The sequence below is a fragment of the Paracraurococcus ruber genome, from assembly GCF_004353985.1.
In the GTDB taxonomy this organism is placed as follows: Bacteria; Pseudomonadota; Alphaproteobacteria; order Acetobacterales; family Acetobacteraceae; genus Paracraurococcus; species Paracraurococcus ruber.
In genome coordinates this window covers 42,325-67,324 of the sequence record NZ_SMOA01000005.1, presented here as the reverse complement: position 1 = coordinate 67,324, position 25,000 = coordinate 42,325, and the positions used below count along the sequence as shown (strand labels likewise).

At 70.0% G+C, this 25,000-nt stretch carries 28 protein-coding genes; 10 read left to right on the top strand and 18 right to left on the bottom strand.

The window, feature by feature from the left end:
• The first annotated feature begins 15 nt into the window (after positions 1-15).
• The 3 genes from flaF to E2C05_RS02705 are packed head-to-tail and all read left to right on the top strand — an operon-like array spanning position 16 to position 2,045.
• A complete protein-coding gene (gene flaF, locus E2C05_RS02715) occupies positions 16-432 on the top strand; it encodes a flagellar biosynthesis regulator FlaF (protein WP_133218059.1) in 417 nt (138 codons plus the stop codon).
• The gene (locus E2C05_RS02710; RefSeq protein ID WP_133218058.1) at positions 432-911 is read left to right on the top strand and encodes a flagellar biosynthesis repressor FlbT; all 480 of its coding nucleotides are present in this window, start codon (positions 432-434) and stop codon (positions 909-911) included. Before flaF ends, E2C05_RS02710 begins: the two co-directional genes overlap by 1 nt.
• 27 nt (positions 912-938) lie before the next feature.
• A complete protein-coding gene (locus tag E2C05_RS02705) occupies positions 939-2,045 on the top strand; it encodes a DUF1217 domain-containing protein (RefSeq protein WP_133218057.1) in 1,107 nt (368 codons plus the stop codon).
• 87 nt (positions 2,046-2,132) lie between these two features.
• Here E2C05_RS02705 and E2C05_RS02700 read toward each other — a convergent pair whose 3' ends face one another.
• Both E2C05_RS02700 and E2C05_RS02695 read right to left on the bottom strand, forming a co-directional pair.
• Positions 2,133-2,714, bottom strand: coding sequence for a hypothetical protein (locus tag E2C05_RS02700; RefSeq protein ID WP_133218056.1), 582 nt, complete (start codon positions 2,712-2,714; stop codon positions 2,133-2,135).
• Between the two features lie 171 nt (positions 2,715-2,885).
• Positions 2,886-3,251, bottom strand: coding sequence for a hypothetical protein (locus E2C05_RS02695; RefSeq protein ID WP_158291910.1), 366 nt, complete (start codon positions 3,249-3,251; stop codon positions 2,886-2,888).
• Positions 3,252-3,492: 241 nt separating this feature from the next.
• On the opposite strand from E2C05_RS02695, the gene E2C05_RS02690 reads away from it, so the two are divergent.
• The 3 genes from E2C05_RS02690 to repB all read left to right on the top strand — a co-directional run bounded on the left by E2C05_RS02690 (position 3,493) and on the right by repB (position 6,700).
• Entirely contained in the window at positions 3,493-4,173 is a 681-nt protein-coding gene (locus E2C05_RS02690) for a hypothetical protein (protein ID WP_133218054.1), read from the top strand.
• Between the two features lie 272 nt (positions 4,174-4,445).
• Positions 4,446-5,666 (top strand): plasmid partitioning protein RepA, encoded by a 1,221-nt coding sequence (gene repA / locus E2C05_RS02685; protein WP_133218053.1) that lies wholly within the window; start codon positions 4,446-4,448, stop codon positions 5,664-5,666.
• Positions 5,663-6,700 carry a plasmid partitioning protein RepB gene (repB, locus tag E2C05_RS02680; protein WP_133218052.1) on the top strand — a complete coding sequence of 346 codons (1,038 nt, stop codon included), beginning with the start codon at positions 5,663-5,665 and terminating at the stop codon, positions 6,698-6,700. Before repA ends, repB begins: the two co-directional genes overlap by 4 nt.
• Before the next feature lie 218 nt (positions 6,701-6,918).
• Here repB and E2C05_RS02675 read toward each other — a convergent pair whose 3' ends face one another.
• Together E2C05_RS02675 and E2C05_RS02670 are read right to left on the bottom strand one after the other, a co-directional pair.
• The gene (locus tag E2C05_RS02675; RefSeq protein ID WP_133218051.1) at positions 6,919-7,866 is read right to left on the bottom strand and encodes a replication protein RepA; all 948 of its coding nucleotides are present in this window, start codon (positions 7,864-7,866) and stop codon (positions 6,919-6,921) included.
• Positions 7,867-8,597: 731 nt separating this feature from the next.
• Positions 8,598-9,587 carry a Bug family tripartite tricarboxylate transporter substrate binding protein gene (locus tag E2C05_RS02670; RefSeq protein ID WP_158291909.1) on the bottom strand — a complete coding sequence of 330 codons (990 nt, stop codon included), beginning with the start codon at positions 9,585-9,587 and terminating at the stop codon, positions 8,598-8,600.
• 149 nt (positions 9,588-9,736) lie between these two features.
• Here E2C05_RS02670 and E2C05_RS02665 point away from each other — a divergent pair, with 149 nt between their 5' ends.
• Entirely contained in the window at positions 9,737-10,243 is a 507-nt protein-coding gene (locus E2C05_RS02665; RefSeq protein ID WP_133218049.1) for a MarR family winged helix-turn-helix transcriptional regulator, read from the top strand.
• Here the strand turns inward: E2C05_RS02665 and E2C05_RS02660 are convergent.
• On the bottom strand, positions 10,231-11,022 hold the full coding sequence (locus E2C05_RS02660) for a cupin domain-containing protein (RefSeq protein WP_133218048.1): 792 nt from the start codon (positions 11,020-11,022) through the stop codon (positions 10,231-10,233). The two genes, E2C05_RS02665 and E2C05_RS02660, sit on opposite strands and share 13 nt — an antisense overlap.
• A 450-nt stretch (positions 11,023-11,472) precedes the next feature.
• On the opposite strand from E2C05_RS02660, the gene E2C05_RS02655 reads away from it, so the two are divergent.
• Entirely contained in the window at positions 11,473-11,967 is a 495-nt protein-coding gene (locus E2C05_RS02655) for a hypothetical protein (protein WP_133218047.1), read from the top strand.
• A gap of 24 nt (positions 11,968-11,991) precedes the next feature.
• Here the strand turns inward: E2C05_RS02655 and E2C05_RS02650 are convergent, their stop codons facing one another.
• On the bottom strand, positions 11,992-12,426 hold the full coding sequence (locus E2C05_RS02650; protein ID WP_133218046.1) for a hypothetical protein: 435 nt from the start codon (positions 12,424-12,426) through the stop codon (positions 11,992-11,994).
• On the opposite strand from E2C05_RS02650, the gene E2C05_RS02645 reads away from it, so the two are divergent.
• Entirely contained in the window at positions 12,425-12,844 is a 420-nt protein-coding gene (locus E2C05_RS02645; RefSeq protein ID WP_133218045.1) for a DUF6525 family protein, read from the top strand. The two genes, E2C05_RS02650 and E2C05_RS02645, sit on opposite strands and share 2 nt — an antisense overlap.
• An 85-nt stretch (positions 12,845-12,929) precedes the next feature.
• Here E2C05_RS02645 and E2C05_RS02640 read toward each other — a convergent pair whose 3' ends face one another.
• Positions 12,930-13,373: a DUF4112 domain-containing protein gene (locus tag E2C05_RS02640; protein ID WP_240046528.1), complete on the bottom strand. Its 444-nt coding sequence runs from the start codon at positions 13,371-13,373 to the stop codon at positions 12,930-12,932.
• 666 nt (positions 13,374-14,039) lie between these two features.
• On the opposite strand from E2C05_RS02640, the gene E2C05_RS32770 reads away from it, so the two are divergent.
• On the top strand, positions 14,040-14,177 hold the full coding sequence (locus E2C05_RS32770; RefSeq protein ID WP_158291908.1) for a hypothetical protein: 138 nt from the start codon (positions 14,040-14,042) through the stop codon (positions 14,175-14,177).
• 1,535 nt (positions 14,178-15,712) lie between these two features.
• On the opposite strand, the gene E2C05_RS02635 is transcribed toward E2C05_RS32770, so the two are convergent.
• The 11 genes from E2C05_RS02635 to E2C05_RS02585 all read right to left on the bottom strand — a co-directional run bounded on the left by E2C05_RS02635 (position 15,713) and on the right by E2C05_RS02585 (position 24,984).
• On the bottom strand, positions 15,713-15,928 hold the full coding sequence (locus tag E2C05_RS02635; RefSeq protein ID WP_133218044.1) for a hypothetical protein: 216 nt from the start codon (positions 15,926-15,928) through the stop codon (positions 15,713-15,715).
• A 133-nt stretch (positions 15,929-16,061) separates the two neighbouring features.
• Entirely contained in the window at positions 16,062-16,322 is a 261-nt protein-coding gene (locus tag E2C05_RS02630; RefSeq protein ID WP_133218043.1) for a hypothetical protein, read from the bottom strand.
• Between the two features lie 10 nt (positions 16,323-16,332).
• Positions 16,333-17,643: an O-acetylhomoserine aminocarboxypropyltransferase/cysteine synthase family protein gene (locus E2C05_RS02625; RefSeq protein WP_133218042.1), complete on the bottom strand. Its 1,311-nt coding sequence runs from the start codon at positions 17,641-17,643 to the stop codon at positions 16,333-16,335.
• A 25-nt stretch (positions 17,644-17,668) separates the two neighbouring features.
• Positions 17,669-18,637, bottom strand: a complete 969-nt coding sequence (locus tag E2C05_RS02620; protein WP_133218041.1) for a Bug family tripartite tricarboxylate transporter substrate binding protein — start codon at positions 18,635-18,637, stop codon at positions 17,669-17,671.
• Entirely contained in the window at positions 18,637-19,578 is a 942-nt protein-coding gene (locus E2C05_RS02615; RefSeq protein WP_133218040.1) for an ABC transporter substrate-binding protein, read from the bottom strand. The genes E2C05_RS02620 and E2C05_RS02615 overlap by 1 nt, the downstream gene beginning before the upstream one ends.
• Positions 19,579-19,581: 3 nt before the next feature.
• Positions 19,582-20,541 carry an ABC transporter substrate-binding protein gene (locus tag E2C05_RS02610; protein ID WP_133218039.1) on the bottom strand — a complete coding sequence of 320 codons (960 nt, stop codon included), beginning with the start codon at positions 20,539-20,541 and terminating at the stop codon, positions 19,582-19,584.
• Positions 20,542-20,637: 96 nt separating this feature from the next.
• Positions 20,638-21,381: an ABC transporter ATP-binding protein gene (locus E2C05_RS02605; RefSeq protein ID WP_133218038.1), complete on the bottom strand. Its 744-nt coding sequence runs from the start codon at positions 21,379-21,381 to the stop codon at positions 20,638-20,640.
• 3 nt (positions 21,382-21,384) lie between these two features.
• On the bottom strand, positions 21,385-22,218 hold the full coding sequence (locus tag E2C05_RS02600; protein WP_200305155.1) for an ABC transporter permease subunit: 834 nt from the start codon (positions 22,216-22,218) through the stop codon (positions 21,385-21,387).
• Positions 22,219-22,289: 71 nt separating this feature from the next.
• Positions 22,290-23,048 (bottom strand): ABC transporter ATP-binding protein, encoded by a 759-nt coding sequence (locus tag E2C05_RS02595; RefSeq protein WP_240046527.1) that lies wholly within the window; start codon positions 23,046-23,048, stop codon positions 22,290-22,292.
• On the bottom strand, positions 23,045-24,043 hold the full coding sequence (locus tag E2C05_RS34495) for an ABC transporter permease (protein ID WP_133218036.1): 999 nt from the start codon (positions 24,041-24,043) through the stop codon (positions 23,045-23,047). The genes E2C05_RS02595 and E2C05_RS34495 overlap by 4 nt, the downstream gene beginning before the upstream one ends.
• A complete protein-coding gene (locus E2C05_RS02585) occupies positions 24,040-24,984 on the bottom strand; it encodes an ABC transporter substrate-binding protein (protein WP_240046526.1) in 945 nt (314 codons plus the stop codon). The genes E2C05_RS34495 and E2C05_RS02585 overlap by 4 nt, the downstream gene beginning before the upstream one ends.
• Between the last annotated feature and the right edge of the window lie 16 nt (positions 24,985-25,000).

Below are 25,000 nucleotides of genomic sequence, written 5' to 3'. Positions count from 1 at the left end.
GCCCGGAGAACCTACGTGCAGACTGCTGACCCGTCCGCCCTGACCTCCCGGCCCCGGGGTGCGGCGGCGGCCTATGGCTCCGTCATCCGCGAGACCGAAACGCCCCGCGACATCGAATACCGCGTGCTGGCCCGGACGACGGATCAGCTCGAGACCGCGGCGCAGCCCGGCGCCGGCCCCACGGCCCTGCCGGCCGCGCTGCACGACAACCGCATGGTCTGGACCGCCTTCGCCGCCGACCTCGCCAGCCCCGGCAATGCCTGGGACGACGCCGGCAAGGCCCGGCTGATCTCCCTCGCCGCCTGGGTGGTGGCCGAGAGCGAACGCGTCCTGCAGGGCGCGAAGCCGCCCAATGCCCTCATCGAGATCAACCGCATCATCATGCGCGGCCTGAAGCCGGCCCCGCTGATGCAGCCCGAAGGCACGGCCTGATGTCCCTCGTCGTCAAGCTCGCCGCGGGCGAGCGCATCTTCATCAACGGCGCCGTCCTCACCAATGGTGACCGCCGGTCCCAGTTGCTGGTGGAGACCGCGGCGCAGGTGCTGCGCGAGCGGGACATCCTGTCCTCGCAGGAGCCGCTGACCCCGGTGCGCACCGCCTATTTCGCGGCGCAGAACATCGCCCTCGGCCTGCGGCTCGACCTCGCCCCCAGCGCGCCCTTCCAGGCGCAGATCGCGCGGCTGCGCGGCGCCTTCGTCAAGCCGGAACACCTGGCGCTGCTGGACGAGGCCGAGGCGCAGATCGCCAGCGGCAATGTCTACCGCGCCCTGGCGGCCTTGCGCGACCTGGTGATGTACGAAGCCGCCCTTCTCGGCATCACCGCGCCGGAGCGCTTCCGCCGCGGTGCTTCGCCGGCGGCCGAGGAGCCGATGCCGCGGGTGCAGCGCGTGACCGGCGCGCTGCTGCAGTAGCGCCGGGGCGGCGGGGAAGGATCGGCCATGGGCATCGACAGCGTCGGCCTCGGCCTGCCGGATGGGATGGCAGGCTGGTCCATCCTCTCCACCCGCAAGGCCACCGACTTCAAGGCGCTGACCAACGACCCGCAGCTGAAATCCGACCTAGCCTATCTCCGGGCCAAGCTGCCGACCAAGGCGACCGCCGGCGACCTGCTGGCGGACCAGCGCTTGCGGCGCATCGTGCTGCAGGCCTTCGGCCTCGAAAGCCAGGTCGGCATGACCGCGCTGGTGAAGAAGGTGCTGGAAAGCGACCCGGCGAGCACCACGTCGATCGCCGCGCGCATGAACGATCCGCGCTACCAGACGCTGACCAAGGCGCTGAACTATGGCGGCATCGCCATCCCCGCCATCCCGGCCTTCGCATCGGAAGCCAGGGTGGCGGTGGACGGGATCGGCGCCAATGGTGCGGTCACCGGCTTCACCGGCACATTCGGCGGCGTCTCCATCAGCGGCCTCGTGCTCGACGGCACCGCGGGCCGGTCGGGAATCGCCACCCAGCTCCAAGATGCCTTCCGCCGCGCCGATGGCGGCCGCAGCGATATCTCGGTCGCCGTCTTTGGCACGCAACTGGTCTTCAGCGACGCCAAGGGACGCGGCACCGCCAAGGGCTTCACCTTTGACACCAGCGGCGACGCCACCACCGCGCTGGAGGCGACCACGGCCGGGAAGCAGGCGACCGCGGCGCAGGGTGGGCCGAAGGTGACGGATACCGCGACGGTGGCGGGCATTGCCGCCCGTTTCGTCCAGGCGCGGTTCGAAGCGGCGGTCGGCACCAATTCCGATACGCTGCGCGCCGCGATCTACGCCAAGCGACAGCTGCCGCAGACGACCAGCTGGTACAGCGTCATCGCCGATACCAACCTGGCGCGCGTGGTCCGCGGGGCCCTTGGCCTGCCCGACAGCTTCGCCAGGATCGACGTCGACCAGCAGGTGGCGGTGCTGAAAGGCAGGATGAGCATCGCCGACCTGAAGGACAGCAAGAAGCTGGACGCGCTGCTGAACCGCTTTGTCGCCCGGTCCGCCGCGGCAACGGGCACGGACAGCACCGGCGGCATCCTCAGCCTGCTGCAGCCGCTCAGCCAGCGCTGAGGGCGGCGCCGGCGCTGCGCGCCCGCATGCGGCTGCGGTCAGCGCCCGGCGCCGTGCTGCGCTGGTAGACGGGACGCCCCCGCGGCGTCAGCCGCGCGGCGAGTCCGAGAGCCGCGCGAAGGGACCATAGAGCTCCTCGAGCGTCATGCCGTCCTGCAGCCGGGTGTAGCGCAGGCTGGACCGCGGCGCCTGTGGCTGCACGGCCAACAGCTGCCGCCCCGCCCGGCCGAGGAACAGCCGGTGCGGATAGACCTCGCCACGATAGATGACGAAGGTGCGCTTGGACGCCTCGACCGTCTCATCAAGGTCGGCGATGGCCCAGCGGCGCCAGGTCACCGCCCAGGATTCCCGGTTCTCCGGCATGCCATCCCGTGGCCGGGTGATCGCGCTGACACGGGCCAGCTCCTTGGTGAGCCGGGTGATCACCGGGTTCGGCTTTTCCTCCCGCGCGGTCGCCTCCGCCAGGGTCGTGACCGGGCCGATCCCGCTGAAGCGGGATGGCGAGTAGTCGGTCGCCGGACGGCGCGGATCCGGCTGGCCGGCAACGGATGGCTGCACGGGCTGGAAGGCGAACTTGGTACTGGCCGGCAGGTCGGGCAGCTGCCCGGGCATGAGCGGCGCCTGCGGCTTCTGCGGCGACCGGTGCTTCGAGAAGGGGAACACGGTCATGGGTTCTTGTCCTGTTCGACGCGTGAGGCCGGGCTTCAGCGGCCAGCCCGCATCCGCGATGGAGGCTGGGCCAGTGCCGCCACCGGGGCGCCTGCCCGGCGTCGCCGCAGCGCCCTATGCCCGCGGCTGCGCGCCGAGGGCAGCGATCCTGGGTAGCGAGGGCGACCTGCGTCAGCGAAAGCCATAGGGCATCGTCCCGGGCGGGAGCTGACGCGGGTCGTATCCCTGCGAACCGGAGGGATATCCCGATTGGCCGGAGTTCGGCTGGATGAAGGGCGTGATGTTCATGGGCGGCATCTGCGATCCCGGCCCGGCCGGTGCGACGCCGCAGGATGGGCGGAGTATGCCACAATCCCAGTGGAAGCCCTCCCGCCGGCCGCTCACGCTGCCGCCACGTTCGTAGCGGCATTCGCAAAGCTTCTCGCCGATGCAGGCGGTGATGCCTTCCCGCGCTGCGCCGCAGGCGGGCGGTGCGGATTGCGCCCAGGCAGCCGGCGCGAGCAGCAGGGAGGCCATGAGCCACAGGGGACGACGCATGCTGCAATCCTGCGTTCATCACCTGACCCGTCCGTAAACGCAAAGGCCGCACACGGGCTGAATCCGGGGGCCCTCAAGCGTCGGCCCTGCCCATGAAAACAGGCCCGGCCATCCCTTGCGGCTGGCGGGCGACGCCCCGCGCCGTCCCCGGGCGCCAGGTCAAGTAGAGGCACCATCGGGGTCCCGCCCCACCCTGCGGCAATAGTATTCGGCGGGCGAGCGGCATCCAGGGAAAGTCCCGATGAGTGAGTTTCTGCGCCAATCCCTGCGAGGACTCACCCGTTTCCTCGAGCTTCTGCATATCGAGACGCGGTGCCATGCGGCGCGCGACGGTGCGCTCCGCCTGACCACCACGGGCGTGATCTCGGCGGGCGACGACCAGGGCGTCTTTGGCATCGAAGGCTCCCTGGCCGGGCTGCCATTCATGACCGTGCAGACCGTGCGGATCGCCGATCTCCTGGCTGCGACCGATAATGCGCATGCTTCGGCGAAGACATATGCCTTTCGCGCCGGCCGTTTCTCCGTCGGCATCAATCATGTCACGCGCAGCGATGCGACGGCGCGGGAGCCGACCCGCTTCCTGATCTCGAACAAGTCCGTGCTGGGCAAGCCCTTCCACGGCTTCGCCATGACGTCATCCGACGTTCCCGCGGAGCGCAGCCTGCAGGTCGCCTTCGTCAGCGCATCGGACCTGCTGACGGATGACGGGCTGGAGCATTATCTGAGCCGCATCGTGGACCACGAGAGAGACAGCCTGTCCGTCCGTGCCGAACTGGCCTACTCCGCGACGCCAGGGCGCGGGGAGCAGCGCGCCTGGTTCGAATGCCTCGGCGACCGCGATGCGACCATCAGCCTTGAACATGTGGTTCCGCATGGTCTCGACGCCCAACGCGGCTGCTACCGGCTGTGCCTCGCCGCCTGAAAGGAAGCCCGTCGAGACGCGGCGCAGAGCTGTACGCCCAACCCCCGCTGGCCTGAAGATCCACCACGAAGCCGATTGACCGGGACCGGAGGCAGGGGCGGCAGGACCTCGGTCGCGTTGACAGCTGTCAACGCCCCTGGGCCATCAATCCGATTGCCAGCTGTCAACGCGATCTCCCGACAGGCTGCTATCGGCGCAGAACCTCAGGGAGTTGCACCTCGGCCCGCCGGTCTCCTACGGTATTGCCGCGTAGCCACGGGGCGAATCCGTAGATGAGCGGCGATTTGCAGACGTCCGTATCGGAAGGGCCGGAGGCAAGTACGGTCGATGAGGCCATCCGTGCGGATGCACAGCTGCTGAGCAGCCATTTGACATCGCTCCGTGCAAAGCTCTTCCCACCGCGCTCGACGAAAAGCCTGCGCCGCTTCTCGAGCGGCGAAGCCGCCTCCCTGATCGGCGTCACGGATGCCTATCTGCGGCAGCTCTCCCTGGCCGGCCAGGGTCCGCAGCCTGAAATCGCCCCCGGTGGCCGCCGATCCTACTCGCTGGAGCAGGTGAACGAGCTTCGGCGGCATCTCTCGTCCTCGGAGCGACGCAGCTATTCACCCTGTCGGCAAACCCGCGACCCGCTGCAGGTCATTGCGGTGACCAACTTCAAGGGCGGGTCCGGCAAGACCACGACGACCGCGCATCTTGCGCAGTATCTCGCCCTCCATGGCTATCGCGTCCTCGCCATCGATCTCGATCCACAGTCGAGCCTCTCCGCCCTGTTCGGTCTGCAACCGGAGACGGACCTGGGAGAGAACGAGACCCTCTACGCCGCCCTTCGCTACGACGAGTTGCGGCGTCCGTTGCGGGAGGTGATCCGCACCACCTATTTCGACGGCCTCGATCTCGTTCCGGCGAATCTCGAACTGCAGGAATTCGAGCACGACACGCCCCGCCTTCTTGCGCGCAGGGAGCGCGGCGACGGCAGCCTGTTCTTTGCCCGCCTTGGCCAGGTGCTGGCGAGTGTCGAAAGCGACTACGATGTCGTCGTCATTGATTGTCCGCCGCAACTTGGCTTCCTGACCCTCGGCGCCCTCTGCGCGGCCACGGGCGTCATCGTCACGGTGCATCCGCAGATGCTCGATGTCGCCAGCATGGGGCAGTTCCTGTTCATGGCGTCCGACCTGCTCGAAGTGGTCCGCCAGGCGGGCGGCACCCTGGACTACCGTTTCCTGCGCTACCTGGTGACACGGTACGAACCGCAGGACGGGCCACAGACCCAGGTGGTCGGCTTCCTTCGCACCCTGTTTGGTGAGCGTGTCCTGACCAACGCCATGCTCAAATCAACCGCGGTATCCGATGCCGGCCTGACCAAGCAGACGCTGTACGAAATCGGACGCCAGCTTGGGTCGCGCGGCAGCTACGGCCGCGCGCTCGAGGCGCTGGACGCCGTCAATCGGGAGATCGAGCAACTGATCCTGCAGGCCTGGGGACGCTCGGCATGAAGCGGAAAGACATGTTGCGCGCCTTGCTCACATCCACTGCGGCAACCGAAGACCCGCCGGCGCCGCCCGTGATGTCGGAGCGGCGGGTTGGGTCCGGCGCGGTCCGCGCCATGGGCCTCGACCTCGACCGGTTGGCCCAGGATGCCCGCAAGGCAGAGGCGCTGGAGCGCCAGGCAGCGAACGGCCAGCTGGTCTTGGACGTCGATCCCGCGCTCGTCGATCCGTCCTTCGCCGAGGACCGGGTGGCCCGCACCGGGGATGCCGAGTTCCGGACGCTGGTGGAAAGCATCCGTATCTCAGGGCAGCAGGTCCCCGTCCTCCTGCGGCCGCATCCAGAGGCAAAGGGCCGGTATCAGGTCGCATATGGCCATCGTCGTGTGGCAGCGGCCGCAGAACTTGGCTTGCCGGTTCGCGCCATGGTCCGGCCAATGTCCGATACCGACCTGGTTGTGGCGCAGGGCAAGGAGAATGCGGAGCGCCGCAACCTGTCCTTCATCGAGCGAGCGCTCTTTGCGGCCGAACTGGAAGCGCGTGGTTTCGATCGACCGACGCTGATGGCTGCTCTCTCGGCGCATCCGGCGGAAATGTCGCGCTATCTCTCGGTGGCCCGGGACATTCCCCGCTGGGTGGTGCGGGCGATCGGGCCGGCACCCAAGGCGGGGCGTCCGCGATGGCTGGTCCTGGCTGGCCTGCTTCAGGCGGATGGTGCTCCCGAAACCGTCCGGCACCTGATCGAGCAGCCGGCCTTCCTTGCCGCAGCGACCAATCGGCGGTTCGAGATGGTGATCGCGGCCCTGCGGCGATCACCGGAGGAGGCGAAGCACGGCGATCCGGCCCTGGTGCGGGCACCATCGGGTGAAATCCTGTTGCGTCTGGAGCGGGATCACCTCGGCCTCCGCATCACGGCGGTGGAGCAGGTTGCGCCCGGCTTCTGCGCCTTCCTGGAAGAGCGTTTGCCTGATCTCGTCGCCGAGTTTCACAGCCAGGCATCCCTCGGCGATGGCGATGACCGCCGTGATCCGTCCGGGGCATGACCAGGGTCCAACACGATCGTCCGGACCCCATGCAGTCGGCCCAACCAGCGGCGACCTGCGCCGGCCCTTGGTCTCAGGATGGCTCTGCCTGCACATCCTGCCAGATCATCGTGCTGGACACCGTGACCAGGGTCCAAGCCACTCGACCAGATTCGCTGTATTCCGGCGGATAGGCCGGCATGTGACCAGGGTCCAAGCCTGGTCCGGGCGGCAGGGTGTCAGGCTACGGATCGGGGCATGATCGGCGGGCGAGTGGGCTTGAGGATCAGCCCCTTGTCGGTGACCTCCACGCCATGATCGGAGGCATCCGGATAAACGGCCAGGGCCGCCGGCAGGATCTTCCCGAGGAACTGTCGCTTGAAGGCCGCGAGCTGCCCATAGCCGCGGCCGAACTGGCTGTGCAGCGCGTTCCAGGTGATCGGCGTCGGCTTCTTCAGCGCGTGCAGCCGGTAGGCGAGCCAGCAATAGGTGTCGATGGCCATGCTGCTATTGCTGATATGCCGGATCGCGCGCTCCTCCAGCGGCACGGCATGCTCGCGCAGCGCCTTGAAGAAGCTTTCGGACAGGACGACGCCTTCCCGGAACAGGCTGGCTTGTCGCTCGTCCCGGGCCTTGCCGTCCAGGAACAGCAGGCCCTCGTCCACGATCGACTGATTGCGGATTGCCCTTACCCCATCGCGCTCGGAGTGAAAGGAGAAGCGACAGGTCGCGATCCGCTCGGCCTGCTGCCGCACGAGCCGGTAGCTGTTGCCGCCTGCCTTTTTGTCCATGCGGCCGAACCACTCGTTCATCGAACGACCCAGTTCGATGGAGCGGCTATTCGTCCGCAGCGCCTCGGACTGCAGGTAGATCATGATCAGACGTGCAGTCGGCCCGAACGGCACGCCGATGAACTCGTCGGGCTGGCCGGGCCGCGCACGCCGGCCGGGTTCTACAAGGAGGACGATGTTGCCGTTTTCCAGCCGCCAGGCTTCGTCATCCCTGATGCGGGAATGAGGCAGGGCGGTCATGCACCAGCCTGAGTACAGGAAATTCGGGATGCCGACATCCTCGTCGCTGCCATAGGCGGCGACGATCTCGACCAAGCGGCGATCGTCGTAGCGGGCGATGGCGCCGAGGCGGCCATGCGTTTCCACCAGCCTCCGTGCCTCGCGAACCCCGTCCATCGCCATCCCCCTGCACCCAATGAGAGGTATCGCCGATGTGGCCCGGAATACAGCTTGGACTTTGGTCAGCTTGGTACTGGCAAGGTAGTTGGAAGAATTCTCTAATTGCTTGATGACCAGGGTCCAAGTGGAAAAGCCCGGCAAGTCACTGATCTACAGGGTTTGTGGTTTCTGTCCCGACGCACCAAGGTCCAAATTCGCGGAACCAAGGTCCAAGCCCGCCGTGGGGTCGCTGGGGATAAAGCCGACCGACACTCCGCGGATGCGCCCGATTCGCCGGCTGCCCGGGAGTTGGACCTTGGTCACGGCTACCGCCGACTCGATAGCGACGCCGTGGCTGCGGAGCGGTGTGCGTGGCCTTTGGACCTTGGTCACGCTGCCTGGCGACCACCAACCCCGGCAGCCACTCCGGCGCACCGGCCGCCTTCCACCAGATCTCCCCTGGGTTATCGGTTCGGCTCCGAGCTGCCGCCCAGGCAATCGGGCCCGGCCGGTTCCGCTTCGGCTATGGCGCAACAAAGGGCGCAGGGTCGATCCACGCCGAGATCACCGCCCGCAGCGATCCCGCGCCATCTTGGCCACGCCGCGCATTCCGCCAATCCGCGTCCGGTGGCTTGGCCTGTCAGTTCCTGCCGCTGGGAAGGCGGGCCATTGCCTTGGCATCAGCGGCCTGCGCTGTCCTGCCTGCACCGTCGACGCCGGACCTTGGTCCGCAGGGCGGTCACCGGCGCCTATTCGCCGATGGCGCGGAAGCCGGTGGATCGCACCACATCCGCCCAGCGCAGCCGCTCGGCCGCCATGCGGGCCGCGAAGGCATCCCGCCCAGCTGCCGCGACACGAAACCCTGCCCCTTCGATCGACGCCCGCGTCGCAGGCGCGGCCAGCGCGGCCAGCGCGGCGGCGTCCAGCGCCGCCAGGATCGGCGCAGGCGTTGCCGCGGGAGCGACGAGACCAAACCAGGCCTCGAACCCGAGGTTGGGGTAGCCCGCCTCGGCAGCGGTCGGCACCTCCGGCAGGAGAGGCGAGCGCGCCGGGCCGGTGACGAGCAATGCCCGGGGCCCGCCCCGCCCGCGCAGCAGCGGCGCGACGGAAGCGACGGTGCCGAACATGCCCTGCACCTCGCCGTTCAGGATCGCCGTCGTCGCGTCGCCCTGGGTGCGGAAATGGACAGGCTCCATCCGAAGCCCGGCGCCGGCGGCCAGCAGCGAAGCGCCGAAATGGCTCGGTGAGCCCGCACCAGGGGTGCCCATGAAGACGCCCTCGGGGCGGGTGCGCGCCCAGCCGAGGAACCCGGCGAGGTCGTTCCCCGGGATTCCCCCCGGCACGATGAAGGCAAAATCCACGGCAGCGACTTCCGTCACCGCGACGAAGTCGCGGCTGGGGTCGTAGGGAAGGCGCGCATAGGTGCTTGGCGCCATGGCCAGGGTGCCCACCTCCCCGAACAGAAGAACGCTGCCGTCCGCAGGCGTGGCGCGCGCGACCTCGCCGGCCGCGAGGATGCCGCCGGCACCGGGGCGGTTGTCGACCACGATCCCCGCCGGCACCGCGGCCCGCATGCCGTCCGCGAGCAGGCGAGCGAGGACATCCGGCGCCGAGCCGGCGGGAAAGCCCAGGACGAGACGAAGCGGCCGGTCCGGCACCTGCGCCCGCCCCAGGGCGGGCGCCAGGAGGGCTGCGGCAAGCACTGCGCGGCGGGCGATGCGCGGGCCTTCGCGGGTCATGGCCATCCTTCCTTCTCCCATGCGCTCATGCCCCCGATGCGGCTCGGCGGGCGGCATGCCGCGGGGTGGTTCGCACCGGCCGCCCTGCGGCATGCCCCGGGACCGGTGCCCCCCTGGCGCGCCAAGCCGCTGGCGCCGAGGATGTCGCCATGCTGCCAGCCTCGTCGTCTCCGACCCTTCGTCCGAAGCGCCGCGCCGTCCGCGTGGGCGGTGAGACCTTCTTCAGGTTCGTCCTTCTCGTGAACCTCGTCGCCCGCCCCTTCGCGCGGGAGCATGAGCGCGAGCATGGCATCCGACTGACGGAGTGGCGCGTGTTGCGCGTTCTGGCCGCGGCACGCGGTTTGGCGACGGCCGGCGAGATCGGCGACGCGCTCGGCATGGACAAGATGGCGGTCAGCCGGGCCGTGCGCTCGCTGGAGGCGCATGGAAGGCTGTGCCGCAGGCCAAGTCCGGAGGATGGGCGGCGGATCATGCTGGAGATCACCCAGGCCGGGCGGGACCTGGTCGCGGCGATCGAGCCCTCGGGCAAGGCGCGGGAAGCGGCGCTTCTCTCGGCCCTCGATGAGGGGGAGCGGGAGACCCTCGACGCGCTTCTCGACCGACTGATCGCGCGGGCGCGGGCGCTTCCGGGGGATGGCACGGATCAGAATCCGTAGGGATCGGGGCGGCTAATTCCGTCGAGCCAATCGACCGGTCCGTCGGCCCAGGCGATGAGCCGCACGCCGAACTCCGACGCGATATCGGCTTCGGTGCCAGGCTCGATCACCACGAAGCTTCCGCCCTGGGCGCGCGTCTCCCCGATCCGGACCTCGCCTCCCAGGACGAACCACTCGATGGACGCGCGTGTCCGGTACGCCGGGATGGCCGTCCCGGGCAGGAGGTTGAGCACGACCAGTCGCCGGTCTTCCCCGATCGCGCGGTGATCGAAGACGAGCCGCCGGGTCAGGCCGCCGATCCCGGTCGCCAGGGAACGAAGCCCGGCGATGTCGATGTTGATGTCGGGCGGCACATCCGGCGCAGGGTTGCGGAAGTGCGCTTCCCGCGCGCCGGTATGGGCGCGGCCTTCGGCCCCTTCCTCCGGTGGGTAAAGGACCGGCCCTTCAAGCCGCGCAGCGAGGACGCAGCGGTCATAGGCCACCGCGTCATGCGTCGTCCCGGCGAGGTTGATGCCCATCTCGCCCTTGCGGGCCGCCCCGTCGTAGTCGTGCAGCGTACCGTCGAGGAAGTAGGAATAGGCGGGGGCCTGATGCTGATGCAGCCCGCTTCGCGTCATCGCATCGAAGCCGATGAGGCCGAGATACTGCCCGGCCTCCCGGTTCGCGCGCACGGCCTTCTGGTGCAGTCCGGGCCGTCCGGCCGGCGTCCAGGGCGCTGCCAGCATATCATAGGCATAGACACCGCCAGGCTGGCGGCGGACGGCAAGCTGGGCAGTCAAGGACGCCTCCGCACGGGCAATTTGGTAACGTCTGTTACCACAATGCCGAGGCGCCCGGCCAGGGCTCTGGTGCCTTGGGGATCGACGGGCCCGGCCCGTGCGGATGCGCGGGTGTGCATGGACGGCAGTTCACCGGCCATCCGAATCCGGCAGGACAGTCTCTTCGTGTTCCATGACAGCCCTGCCAAACCCCTGGCGGGCGCTCGCCGCACTGCCGGATCCGACCGGTCGATGCTTCATTGACCCGCCGTACGAAGGAACCGCGTCCCACTCGGCCTGGACGAACGACATGTGCCGGTCCACGCAGTTGCCGACCGCATCACAAAACTGTCGGACGTCGTTCTTGTGGCTGTTGCAGTCCACGCCGGGCAAGTACCCAACCAGATATGGAGGTCTGCATGCCAAGCAATGATGTGGGCCGGTGCAGGATACGAGGCGGAGAGGCGCGACATGAGATCCTGGAGAGCCTGGACCGCTTTGGCCCTGGTTGCCTACGTCTTCGTTTTTCCGGCAACGCTCACGGCAGCGTGGGACAACTGGCAGATCGAGGATGTTCTCGCAGTACTGCCCTCTTTGCCTTCACTGCCGCCGATGCCATTGATCATGGTCCTGACGACCATCATTGCCGCGGCAGCATGCGGCTGGATGGCAAGCCGCGCCCAGACCTTCGGTCGTCTCGCTTTGGCCGCCGGTGGTGCCGCCATGGCAGGGGGCGCATTCATCCTCGCAAATCAGGCCCTGCCGCTCTATCGGGTTTCGGAGCCCATACAGCAGGGGCTGGTGAGTGACTTCGGACGAGGCATTGTCGTACGCGTCCAGTCCTTGGATGGGCAGCAGACCGTGGAAGTGCTGCGGGGCGGCAGGACCGTCACGCGTGGCAGTCATTTCGAGGTCACCGACCTGGATCAGTTCCGCGCCTTGCTGAAGCAGTTGTCCGGAGTCTGATGAAGGCCGGCGGCGTCTCAGGCTTCATGCGCCGTCCTTTCTGGGCAGCGGCCCCGACGGCGGGCACCAGGGAGCAATGCGACCACCGAGCATCCGGAGATGCCCGCCAGCCTTCGCGCGCCGTGCCACGACGATGTCCAACCCGCAACGGAGTTTCTCGGCATCGGCCAAGGCGTGGACGATGGCGATAGCCGCTTGGGTGCGGGTGGCGAAAGCCCACGGAGGGACCTCGATGCCGAGAAACGCCGCTGCGGGCCGCCTAGCGACCTCCTTCGCGATCCGGCCTGTTTCGTGCAGCGCCTCGTCGGCCCGACATGTGGCCAGGCCGGATCTCCTCGGACGGCGCGGCTGGACGGCGCCGGCCTGGCGGCATGTGCCCGCTTCAGCGGATGGAGAGAGCAGGCGGGGGATATTGGCAGCGGTTTCGTCGCGGTCCTGCGCCCGGTAGAAGCCGGCCATGGACAACAGCATGGCGACGCGCCCCTACAGCCGGCTGAAGGGCGATCCCTATCGAGCCTATGAGGAGCTGCCGGTCGAGGTGCGCCGGGCCTTGCAGGAGGCCTTGGTGGACTGGTGCCCCTTACGTGCGCGCGAGTGGCACCTGCGCCTGCTGCATGAGCAGCGGCTGCGGCCGGCCCAGGCGGCGTCCTTCCTTGTGCAGACCATCCGCAGATACGACCAAGCCGAGGTGGCCTCCTTTGCGCGGACATGGCCGAAGGGTGCCCAGACCTACCCGCACATTGCGGCTGGCGCGACGCTTCAGCGGTATTCTGGGCCGGACGGCATTCCCGCACCGGAGCCCATTCGCGTCGCTGCACGGGCGAAGCCAGCCAAAGCACCGGCGAAGCGCAAAGCAGGCCGCCGCTCGAGACGTTGACGCGGTCCGACATGCCTGGCGGCTGAGGCGGCCGCCAGGCAAGCGTCCCCGTATTCTCTCGGGTGGGCGAGGCGTTGCCGCGGCACTATGCGGATCCAGATGCGAGATGCGTCCTGAGCAATGCCATGTTCCGGCGGTTGGCCCGAAAGAAGACATCGCCCACCGGTCCTGCCAATGGGACCGAACTGATCACGGCATCCAGCCCCACATTGCCGATCATGCGCAGCACCGTTCCCGTCGAGACACCCAGGCGGCGCGACGCCCAGATCAGATAGGTCGAGATCGCGGTGGACACGACCGGCCCAAGGCCGGGCAGCAGGCTCAGGAGCGCATCCGCGCCGAAGCGGACGCCGGTCCCGGGGATGCGCCAGCGGCTGTCGAGGAGGTCGGCGATGGCTTCCAGCCGGGCACGCGAATGGGCGTTCATCGTTGCAGTCGAGGCGGACTTGTCGACCAGGGTGGGGTTGCGGGTCACCTGAGCCTCGGCGGCAGTTGCCGAAGGGAACGCGGCAGGCCCGGCCGCGGTCATGATGCCGGGCGAGGGGATGTTCGGAGCCTTCCGCCGCCCCCAACTGATGCGCGTGCCGCAAGCCGCCTTCTTCTCAGCCTGCCATTGGCCGGCAGGTCATCGCCACGATCGGCGACGACCAGATGCCTGAGCGAGGCTTTGCCATGAGCATGTCGCAGGTTCGCTTGTCCGACCGACGGCGCACGGCATCCCTGGCAAGCCGTGGAGATGGCAGCGCTCCCCGCCGAAGGTCCGTTCGCCTGGGACAGACGCGGGGCGAGGCGACCTCGACCATCACCGCGCCGGCGACGGGGTCAGGGAGGATCTCAATGATCCTCTCCTCCAGGACGAAGCATATCGGCGGCGATCCTGACGGCACTGTGCGGCGGCATCGTCCTGCAGGGACAATTTTCGCATCGGTCACGGCACGCCCTCCCGACCGCTTCGAAATCCCCAACACAGACGAACGGGATGGCCAACTGGGCCGAGCAGGATGGCGACCAGCGCGTCCGCGGCAGGCAGATGGTCCGGATCGCACCAAAGGCTACAGGGGCATGGAAGGCCGATCCGCTGTGTTCTGAGGCACGCTCCGCCTTTGCAGCCGCGACGTTCTTGGATTGCCTAGGCCCGCTTCGACTCTCCTGCGCCTAGCAAGCGTCTCACCTTGATCCGGCGGAACCCGGTCGCATGACCTATCTCGGCCTCGTCGCGGCGTTCGCCGCGGTTCCCGTCGCAGCCTGCGGCATGATTGCTCACGGCCCGATGCGCCAAATTGCTGGGCTCTCAGCACTGGCGCTGACCGGCCTCAGTTTGTTCTTGATGTGACATAACATGCTTTGTTTCAGGAACGGATGCGAACCAAGCGATCAAGCTGAGTGGGTTCATCCAGCAGCGAGCCCGAGCCGGACTTGGTCCTTGGTCCCGATCCTCGAAACCGATCCGGCGTGAGCGCAGGCTTTTCGGGCAGGTTGGACCTCCGGCAGGGGGCATACCATGGGCAGAAGCGATGCACGGTCGGACAGATCGCCTTCGGCTTGAGGCAGGCGAAGAGCGGCACCGCGGTGGCCGAGATATGCCGCACACCCGGCGCGACTGAGCCGACAGGCTACCGCTGGAAGAAGCAGTTCGCCTGCGTAGGGATGGTGCAGATCGGGCGACTGAAGTAACTCGAAGACGAGAACGCCAAGTTCAAGCGCCTGATCGCCGACTGCAGCCTCGACAAGATGTTGCCGCAGGGCGTGCTGCGACAAAACTGGCGGCTGGCACTGGCCCCCTGATGGTATGGCCTCCTCCTATGCTGGCGTGCTGTCCGGCTTCGACATCGAGGCCGACGCCGGTGCGGCAGCTTTCATGGTGGGCTGGCGGCGAGAAGTGTCACTCGCCTTCGGGGGCATTGGCGATGGGTGGGCTGCGCCGCCGGGCGGGAGGAGGGCAAGACGACCGTCGATCAGCCTGACAGGCAGGCCGCTAAGGCGGCCGTTGCTCAGGTACCGGCACCGACGGCCTCTGACCCAGGTGAGGCTATATCTTACTCTATAAGAGCCTTTCCAGAGCCTGATAAACTCCTGCCCAAGTCGGGCAAGACCAGCGTGCGAAACGATCAGAAGGCTTGCTGCGCTTGGGGACAGGACGCGGCGCATGGCGGCCCGGCGCTGAAGGTGGAGGGTCTTTCGCCAAGCCCGCACCGTCCTGCTGCCCGGGGGACAGCAGGACCGGTCTGCGGGACTTCGTATCGCAAAGGCGGTCCTGTTGCGCGTCCTGCTGACATAAGGCTTGCCGTGGAAGCATGTGGCCTTCGCGCGCGCAGCCGTAGTCGTAGACGCGGGGTTCATCAGCGATTGTGCCGAATGGCAAGCGCCGGACGGCCTGCCGCAGGCAAACCGCTCAAATCCAATGCTGGATGCTTTCGCTCCGCCTTGGCGTCGCCTTCCCGGCAATGGACGCAGCAGGACCGGCCCGAACGGGTGTGCCAGAGGATATGGCCATCACCCGTCATGCCGTTCGTCCGGTGCAGACGGGCAGGCTAGGGCTGGAAGAGCCAGGCATGGGCCTTGCCGCGCGCAGGGTTGCCAATTCAAGCTGTTGGTCCAGAACAGGGGTGGCTGCGCTGCCGCCGCCTGCGGGATCGTCCACGAGGCCGCCTTGGCCTCATGGTCGAGAACGGTGACACCGCCACACCTTGGGTCAGGCAAGCCAGGCCGCGGTAATTCCCAGCGCAATGGCCAGCAGCTGTGCGACGCGGGGCGACAAAGGCCACCCTCGCGGCGTGGCCGCTACCGGGCGGATCGCCGGCGGGTGGGGATCGGCAGGCGGCGGCGCCGTCAGCCATTCCTCGAAGGCACGGGATTCACGCATCAGCATCAGGCCCGGACGCATCGGTGACTGCCCTGCGGTGCCGCCACGGCGCCGAACGCCGGGCGGAATTGCCGCGTGCCATCGGGGAAGGTGATCTCGAGGATGTCGGCCTCCGCTTCGCGGCCCGGCACCCAGGACCGTTGCAGCACCACGCCAAGCCCGCCTTCGTCCAGCTCGGCCCGCTCGTTGCCGGCCGGGCCGGTCTCCTCGTCCTCCGGCACCGGCCGCCGCCCGGGATCGGCATCGCGGCCATATCGCGCTGCGCCGCCCTTGGGGCACCACGCTGCCGACCTTCTCGTCCCACCACGAGACATCCCGTGACCTCCTCCAGAAGGATTGTGTCCGCACCCGGGATCATGCCGGGTCCGGCTCGCCGTTCCGCCGCACCAGGCGAAGCACGGGCGGCCGCCGCAGCACCGGCGGCGCGGCTGGCGGCCGGCTGGCGCGCCCCAGCACCAGCGCCGCGATCCGCACCGCCTCCTCCGGGCTCGGGAAGCGCTGCCCGTGCAGGTCGGCGACCACCGGATCGGCGGCGATGAAGTTCCAGCCCTCGGCGCCGGCGACGACCGAGCCGAGATGGCGCTCCCCCACCGAGACGGGCCGCGACCGGACCATGCGCCGCCCGCTATTCCGCCGCGCTGCGCAGGCCCTCGCCCGCGGCCCGCAGCGCCTGATCGAGATCGGCGAGGATATCCTCGATATGCTCGAGCCCGACCGAGAGCCGGACATAGCCGGGGGAGACGCCGGTGGCGCGCTGGTCCTCGGCCGAAAGCTGGCTGTGCGTCGTGCTGGCCGGGTGGATCGCCAGGCTGCGCGCATCGCCGATATTGGCGACGTGGTAGAACAGCGTCAGCGCGTCGATGAAGCGCCGCCCCGCCTCGGCGCCGCCTGCCAGCTCGAACCCGACCAGCCCGCCGCGGTCATGCGGCAGGTATCTGCGCGCCCGGGCGGCTGCCTCGCCCGTCAGGTGTGCCGGGTGGATCACCCGGGTCACCTCAGGCCGTTCGGCCAGCCAGTCGGCGACTGCCAGTGCATTGCGGCTGTGCTCGCGGATGCGCAGCGGCAGCGTTTCCAGCCCCTGCAGGAAGAGGAACGCGTTGAAGGGCGACAGCGAGGCGCCGAGGTCGCGCAGCAGCGTGGTGCGAGCCTTCAGCACATAGGCGATGGGGCCGAGCGGCTTCGCCGCCTCCACCCAGACCGCACCGTGGTAGCTGGGGTCAGGCCGGTTCAGCGCCGGCTGCCGCGCCGGATGCGCCGCCCAGTCGAAATTGCCGCCATCGACGATGATGCCGCCGATGCTGGTGCCGTGACCGCCGATATACTTGGTCAGCGAATGCACCACTACCGCGGCGCCATGCTCGAAGGGCCGCACCAGCAGCGGCGCCGCGGTGTTGTCCACGATCAGCGGGATGCCGAGCGGCCGCCCGAGCGTCGCCACCTCGGCGATCGGGAAGGGCTCGAGCTTCGGGTTGGGCAGCGTCTCGGCATACCAGGCGCGGGTGCGGTCGTCGCTGGCGCGCAGGAAGGCCGCGGGATCGGCGGGATCGACGAAGCGTACCTCGATCCCCTGGTCCTTCAGCGTATTGGCGAAGAGGTTCCAGGTGCCGCCATAGAGGTCGGTGGAGGAGACGATGTTGTCGCCGGCATGCGCCAGGTTCTGTACCGCGAAGGCGGAGGCTGCCTGGCCCGACCCAACGCCGAGCGCGGCGCTGCCGCCCTCCAGCGCGGCGATGCGCTGTTCCAGCACATCCACCGTCGGGTTCATGATGCGGGTATAGACATTGCCCAGCTCCTCCAGCGCGAAGAGGCGGGAGGCATGGGCGGTGTCGTCGAACTGGAAGCTGGTGGTCTGCCAGATCGGCACAGCGACGGCCTTGGTGCCGGGGTCGCGGCGCCAGCCGGCATGCAGCGCCAGGGTTTCGGGATGCAGGCTCATGGCGATCCTCCTCGATGCGGTCCGGTCAGCTGCCCTCGCCCGGGATGCTGCGGGCGAAGGCGCGGCGGCTCTCCAGGTCTGTGGCGATGCGGCGCAGCCCCTCGGCGCCGGATTGCAGGATCGGGCGGTTGCCGTTGCCCTCCGTCACGGCCCGCATCGCCTCGGTCCGCAGCGCCGCGGCCAGCGCCGCCTCCAGCCGCGCCACCACCGGCGCCGGCGTCGCCGCCGGGGCGAAGAGCCCGTTCCAGATGGTGAAGTCCGGCTCGGTCAGGCCGAGTTCCGCGCTGGCTGGCGTGCCCGGCAGCTCCGGCAGGCGCTGGCGGCCGATGACCAGCAGCGGCAGCAGCCGGCCCTCGCGCGCATGCGGCGCGGCGGTGGCGTAGTCCGCGGTGCCGATCTGCACATGGCCGGCGACCAGGTCGGTGACCTGGGGGGCGGTGCCGCGATAGGGCACCTTGGTCAGGTCCAGGCGGAAGTGCCGTGCCAGCTGCTCCACCGACTGCTCGGACACCGAGCCGCTGCCGGTGGTGCCGAAGGCGAGCCGCGACTTCGCCGGGTCGCGCGCCCGCGCCAGCAGCGCGTCGAGATCCCGCACGCCGAGCGCGGGATGCGCCCAGAGCACGCTGTAGGATTCGACGAAGAGGCCGATGGGCACGAAGTCGCGCAGGGGGTCGAAGGGCACCGTGTCGCCCAGCGCGACGACGCTACCCACATAGGCCGTTGTGTTGGCGACCAGCAGCGTGTGGCCATCCGCCGGCCCGCGTGCGACATGGCCGATGCCGACCGTGCCGGTGGCACCGGTGCGGTTGTCCACCACCACCGTCTGGCCGAGAAGCGGGGCGAGTTCCCGCGCCAGGGCCCGGGCGAAATTGTCGGTCGGCCCTCCAGCTGGCCAGGGCACCACCAGCCGGACCGGCCGGTCCGGCCAGGCGGGTTGTGCCCGGGCCATGCCGGCCAGCGGCGCGGCGCCCAGCAGGGTGCGGCGGCGCGGCATCAGCCGGCCACCGCCGGAGCGATGGGATGCAGCGCGCGGCGCACATCCACCAGGTCCCGCAGCAGGCCGAATTCCACCGCCTGGTCGGCGGCGAGCTGGAACTCCCGCACCAGCGCATCGTCCAGCGGCGCGGCCGCCGTCGCCTCGATGCCATAGGCGCGGACCAGGGCGGCTTCCGGGATGCGGGTCAGGGCCGAATTGTAGCGGGCATACTCGGCGATGTTGTCGCGCGCCCAATCCCAGCCGGCCGCGAAGCGGCGCAGGAAATCGGCCAGCTGCGGCCGCCTGGTCCGGATCGCCTGCTCATGCGCCGAGACGATCATGATGGACGGCGTCAGGCCGCGCCCGTCGATCAGCGTGCGGGCGCCGAATTGCTGGATCTCGACGGAGATGTAGGGTTCCCACACCGCCCAGGCATCCACGGCCCCGGATCGGAAGGCGAGCAGCGCATCGGTCGGCGGCAGGAAGGTGACCTGCACTTCCTCGGGCCCGATCCCCTCCCGTTTCAGGGCGGCGCGGATCAGGTAGTGGCCCCAGCCGCCGCGGTTGCCGGCGATGCGCCTGCCGCGCAGGTCCGCCAGGCTGCGGATGCGGTCGTCGCGCACCAGGATGCCCTGGCCGGCCGGCGAGGGCCGCGCCACGCCGATGCCACGCAGCGGCGCGCCGGCGGCGAAGACGGTGAGGAAGGCGAGGTCGCCCTGGTAGCCGAGATCGAGCGCGCCGGCATTCAGCGCCTCCAGCAGTGGCGCCGCGGCGGGGAACTCGCTCCATTCGATGCGGTAGGGCAGGTCGCGGCCGGCGCCGGAAGCCTCGATCAGGGAACGCAGCCCGCCCTTCTGGTTGCCGATGCGCAGCACCGGCAGGGCCTGCGCGAGGGAGGGGGCGGCGAGCAGGCCGGCGGCGGCGGCGCCGAGCGCGCGGCGGGACAGGGATGCGGTCATCGGTCAGGTCCCCAGGTCACGGGTGAAGCTCTGGTCCACGGCATCGGCCACGCTGACCTTGCCGGGGATCACGCCCCAGGCATGCGCGCGGTCCACCGCCTGCTGGAATTCGCGGACCAGCGCGGCATCGATCGGCACGGCGCGGGTGCGGTTCACCTCATAGGCGCGGAGCAGCACGGGCTCCGGCTGGCGGATCGCCTGGGCGGTGACGCGGGCATAGGCGGCGCGGTTCTCCTGCGCCCAGGCCCAGGCCCGCGCGTCCCGCCGGACGAAGTCCAGCAGCTGCTCCCGCCGCTCGGCGAGGGAACGGTTGTTCACCGCCAGCACGCTGGCCGAGGGCGTCAGGCCGCGCGCATCGGCCAGCACGCGGGCGCCGAAATTCAGCACCTCGAGCGATGTGTACGGCTCCCAGATCGACCAGGCATCCACCTCGCCGGTGCGGAAGGCGAGCGCGGCCTCGGCCGGCAGCAGCCAGGCGAAGCGGACATCGCCGAAGGGGATGCCGGCCTGGTGCAGGATCGACAGCAGGGAGTAGTGCGTCCAGCCGCCGCGCGCCGCGGCGACACGCTTGCCGCGCAGGTCGGCGACGCCGCGGATCGGACTGTCGCCGCGCACCACGATCGCCTGCGATGCGCCGTCCGAGCGCGAGGCGGCGATGGCGGTGATCGGCGCGCCGGAGGAATAGACGCTGAAGAAATTCAGGTCGCCCATGGTGCCGAGATCGACGGCATGCGCGTTCAGCGCCTCGAGCAGCGGCTGCGCCGCGGGAAATTCGCTCCATTCGATGCGGTAGGGCAGGTCCTGCGCGACGCCGGAGGCTTCGAGCAGCGAGCGCAGGCCGCCGCGCTGGTTGCCGACGCGCAGCGTGCGCGCCGCCGATTGGGCGCGGGAGGCCCGGGGAACGGCCAGGGGAACGACCAGGGGGGCGGCGCCGAGCAGGGCGCGGCGGGTGGCATCGGTCATGCGGCGTGGTCCATCAGAGCGAGAGGGGCGTGAAGGCGGCAGAGGCGATCATTCGCGCCGCGACATCGGGCCGGGAGGGGGCGGGGCCGCGGCATCTCAGGCTGCCCGCGCGGTCGCGTCATGGCCGTCCTCGTCGACGCCGAGGGTGGCGAGCAGCCGCAGCCGCAGCGCGTCGAAGCCCGGCGCCGCCCGGCGGCGCGGGCGTGGCACGCCGACCGCCAGATCCTCCGCCAGCCGGCCTTCCGCGAGCACCAGCACGCGGTCGGCCAGCAGCAGCGCCTCCTCCACGTCATGCGTCACCAGCAGCACGGCGGGCCGGTGCGCCTGCCACAACTCGCCGACGAGAGACTGCATGCGCAGCCGCGTCAGCGCGTCGAGCGAGGCGAAGGGCTCGTCCAGCAGCAGCAGGTCGGGCTCCCGCACCAGGGCGCGGGCGAGGCCGGCGCGCTGCGCCTCCCCGCCCGAGAGCGTCAGCGGCCAGGCTTCCGCGCGGTGCGACAGCTCGACCTCGGCCAGCGCGGCCAGGGCGCGGTCACGCGCCGCCGCCGACGGCCCGGGCAGGCCGAGCGCGACATTTCGCCAGACCGGCTTCCAGGGCAGCAGGCGCGGTTCCTGGAAGACCACGGCGCGGCGTTCCGGCAGCACGGCCTTGCCATCGGTCACCGGGTCCAGCCCGGCGAGGGTCCGGAGCAGGGTGGTCTTGCCGGAGCCGCTGCGCCCGAGCAGGGCGACGAACTCGCCTGCCGGCACGATCAGGTCGAGCGCATCCAGCACCGGCGGCGAGCCCGGCCCGTGGAAGCGGCGGGAGAAGCGGCTGAGGTGGAGCACGGGATCCGGCATCGCTCAGCGCTCCCCGAGCACGGAGGGACGCCAGGCGAGCGCCGCCTTCTCGATGAACCGCACCAGCTGGTCGGCGCCGAGGCCGAGCAGCGCATAGACCAGCAGCCCGACCAGGATGATGTCGGTGCGCAGGAATTCCCGCGCATCCATCACCAGGTAGCCGATGCCGGCGGTGGCGTTGATCTGCTCTCCGACCACCAGGCTGAGCCAGGCGGTGCCGAGCGCGTAGCGGAGCCCGACCAGCGCCTGCGGCAGCGCGCCGGGCAGGACGATGTGGCGGATCAGCCCAGCGCGGGAGAGGCCGAAGACCCGCCCAGCCTCCAGCAACTTCGGATCGACGCCGCGGATGCCGCCGAACAGCGTGAGGTAGATCGGGAAGGCGGCGCCGAGCGCGACCAGGGCGATCTTCGTCGCCTCCCCAATGCCGAGCCAGAGGATGAGCAGCGGCACCAGGGCGAGGAAGGGCAGCGCCCGCAGCATCTGCAGCGTGGCGTCCACCAGATCCTCCCCGAGCCGCGAGAGGCCCGCGAGCAGGCCGAGCGGCACGGCGAAGCCGAGCGCGATGGCCAACCCGATCGCCACGCGGCGCAGCGAGACGGCGAGGTGGTAGGCAAGCTCCCCCGATGCGATGAGCTGCCAAGCCGCCGTGGCGATTGCCGCCGGCGAGGCGAGCAGCCGGGTGGAGACCAGCCCGGCCTGCGCCGCGAGCTGCCAGAGCAGCACGAGCACCACTGGCGCCACGAAGCGCCGCGCCGCCCCGAGGCGGCGGGGGAAGAGGCGGAACCGGGACGGCGCGTCGCCCAGGGGCGCGGCGCCGGCGAGGGATTGTCCCGACATGCGGAAACTCCAGGGGCTTCGACCGCCGGGGGCCGGGATGCTGGGATGGGAGAGCGGCGGCGCGGCCATGGTCATGCCGCCTCCGCGAGGCCGAGCAGCGCCAGGATCTCCTCCCGCAGCGCCACCAGGCCGGCATCGTCGCGCCGGCGCGGCCGCGGCCGGTCCACCCGGATATCGGCGCAGATGCGCGCCGGCCGGTCGCTCAGCACCAGGACGCGGTCGGCCAGCAGCACCGCTTCCTCCACGTCATGGGTGACCAGCAGGGCGGTGAAGCGCTCCCGCTCCCACAGCGCCGCCAGCTCGCGCTGCATGGCCAGCCGCGTCAGGCTGTCCAGCTTGCCCAGCGGCTCGTCCAGCATCAGCAGGCGCGGCTGGTTCACCAGCGCCCGGGCCAGCGCGGCGCGCTGCGCCATGCCGCCGGACAGCTGGTGCGGAAAGGCCTCGGCGAAGCTGGCCAGGCCGACCAGGGACAGCGCCTGCTCGATCCGCGGCGCATCCGCCGCCAGCGTGCCGCGCGCCTCCGGCCCCAACTGCGCATTGCCGCGCACCGTGCGCCAGGGGAACAGCGTCGGGTCCTGGAACATGATGGTGCGGGACGGGTCGGTGCCGGTCACCGGCGCGCCGTCCACCAGCAGCCGCCCCTCGCTCGGCGCCTCCAGCCCCGCCACCAGCCGCAGCAGGGTCGACTTGCCGCAGCCGGAGGGGCCGAGGAGGGCGACGAACTCGCCAGGCTGCGCGACGAAGTCGATGTCCTGCAGCACGGGCAGCGCCCGCTTCTCCAGGGCGAAGGCGTGGCTGACGCCGCGCACCTCCAGCCGCGCGCCGCTCACCACCGCACCAGCCCCTTCTGCCAGGAGAGCAGGCGGTCGCGGACCCGGAACAGCAGGGTGACGGCGGAGGAGCACATCACCGCCATGACCAGCAGCGCGGCGTACATGTTGGCATAGGCCGCCCAGCCCTGGGCCCATTGCATGTACCAGCCGAGCCCGGCCTTCACGCCCATCATCTCCGCGACGACGAGGACGCTGAAGGATGCGCCGAGCCCCATGAACAGCCCGACGAAGACCGAGGGCATGGCCGCCGGCACCGCCACCTTGCGGACCAGGAACCAGGGCGAGGCGCCCATGGTCCGCGCCACGTCGTAATAGGATTTCGAGACGGCGGAGACGCCCGACCAGGTCAGCACCGTGACCGGGAAGAAGCTGGCCAGCGCGACCAGGAAGGTGGAGGCGCCACGCGAGGAGGCGAAGGCGAAGAAGGCGATGGGCAGCCAGGCCGTGGCGGGCAGCGGCCCGATCAGCCGCACCACCGGATGCGCCCAGTAGCCGACCAGCCTTGACCAGCCCATGGCGACGCCGAACAGGAAGCCGATGGCGGCGCCCAGCAGGTAGCCCGGCAGCACCAGCAGCAGGCTGCGACCGACGCTCTCGCCCAGCCGGGCATAGTCGTCGGTGAAGACTTCGAGGATCGATTGCGGCGCGGCGAAGAAGGGCCGCGGCAGCCAGTCCAGCTTCGCCGTCGCCAATTCCCAGGCCAGCAGCGCGAGCGCCAGCACCAGCAGCCAGGGCCCGGCCGCGCGCAGCGGCGCCAGGCGGGCGCCGAGCGCCGGCACCGCGGCGGCGATGGCCGCCAGCAGCAGCAGCCCGCCCAGCGTGGCGGCGAGGAAGCCGAGCTCCGCCGTGCGGCCGAGATCGTCGGCATCCGGCAGCAGCAGGATCACCGCCGCCGCGCCCAGCCAGGCGAGGCCGGCCGCCCAGCCGCTGGGCCAGAGCGGCGCCGGCCGCGCCGGCGCGGCTAGCCGGGCGCCTAGGGTCGTCGCGCTCATGCCGGCGCGCCGCTCAGGACATCGGCGAAGATCCGCTCGGACAGGCGCAGCGGGTCGGTGTTCGGCCGCATGACGCGCACCAGCTTCAGTTCCTCGATGTAGGCCGCGAGCTCGAAGCGCAGCGCCGATCCGGTCGGGTGGTGGTTGTGGGTGTGGCTGCGCAGCATGGCCGCCAGCGCCGGCACCGGCGCCTTGGCATAGGGCGCGAAGATCTCTGCCGCGGCATCCGGCCGCTCATGCACCCAGTGCTGCGCTTCCAGCAGGGCGGCGGTGATGGCGCGGGCGGCGGCGCGGTCCTGCCGGATCAGGCTGCCGCGGACGCCCAGGATGCAGCAGGAGCGCTGGGCGTATTCGCCGTCCAGGTTGTTCGCCACCTCCAGCAGCCCGTCGCGGTCGCGGATGAGGGAGGCGAGCGGATCGCCCAGCGCGAAGCCCTGGATCTCGCCGCGCTTCAGCGCCTCCGCGAGCAGGTCGGCAGGAAACTGCCGCCAGGTCAGGTCCTTTTCCGGGTCCAACCCCTGCCTGGCCGCGATGATGGAGAAGAAATTCTTGTCCGGCGCCGCCATGTCGGAAGCGCCAAGGGTCTTGCCGCGGAACTGCGCCAGCGTATGGATGCCGCTGCCCGGCAGGGCGAACAGCCGCATGCAGCCGCCATGGATGGCGGCGGTGATCTTCACGTCGAAGCCCTGTTCCAGCGGCTTCAGCCAGCGCAGCGCCATGCCGACGCCGGCATCGGCCTTGCCGGTGGCGATCGCCTCCAGCAGCTGGTCGGTCGAGCCGCCGAAATTGATCAGCTCCACATCCAGGTTGTGGCGCGCGAAGATGCCCTGCGTCGCCGCCACCGGCACGCCGACCGTGCAGATGGCATTGGCATTCCAGGTCAGCTTCAGGCTGCGGCGTGGGCCGGGCGCGGCGGCCGCGGCAAGCGCCAGATCGGCCACGCGGCAGATGGGCGGC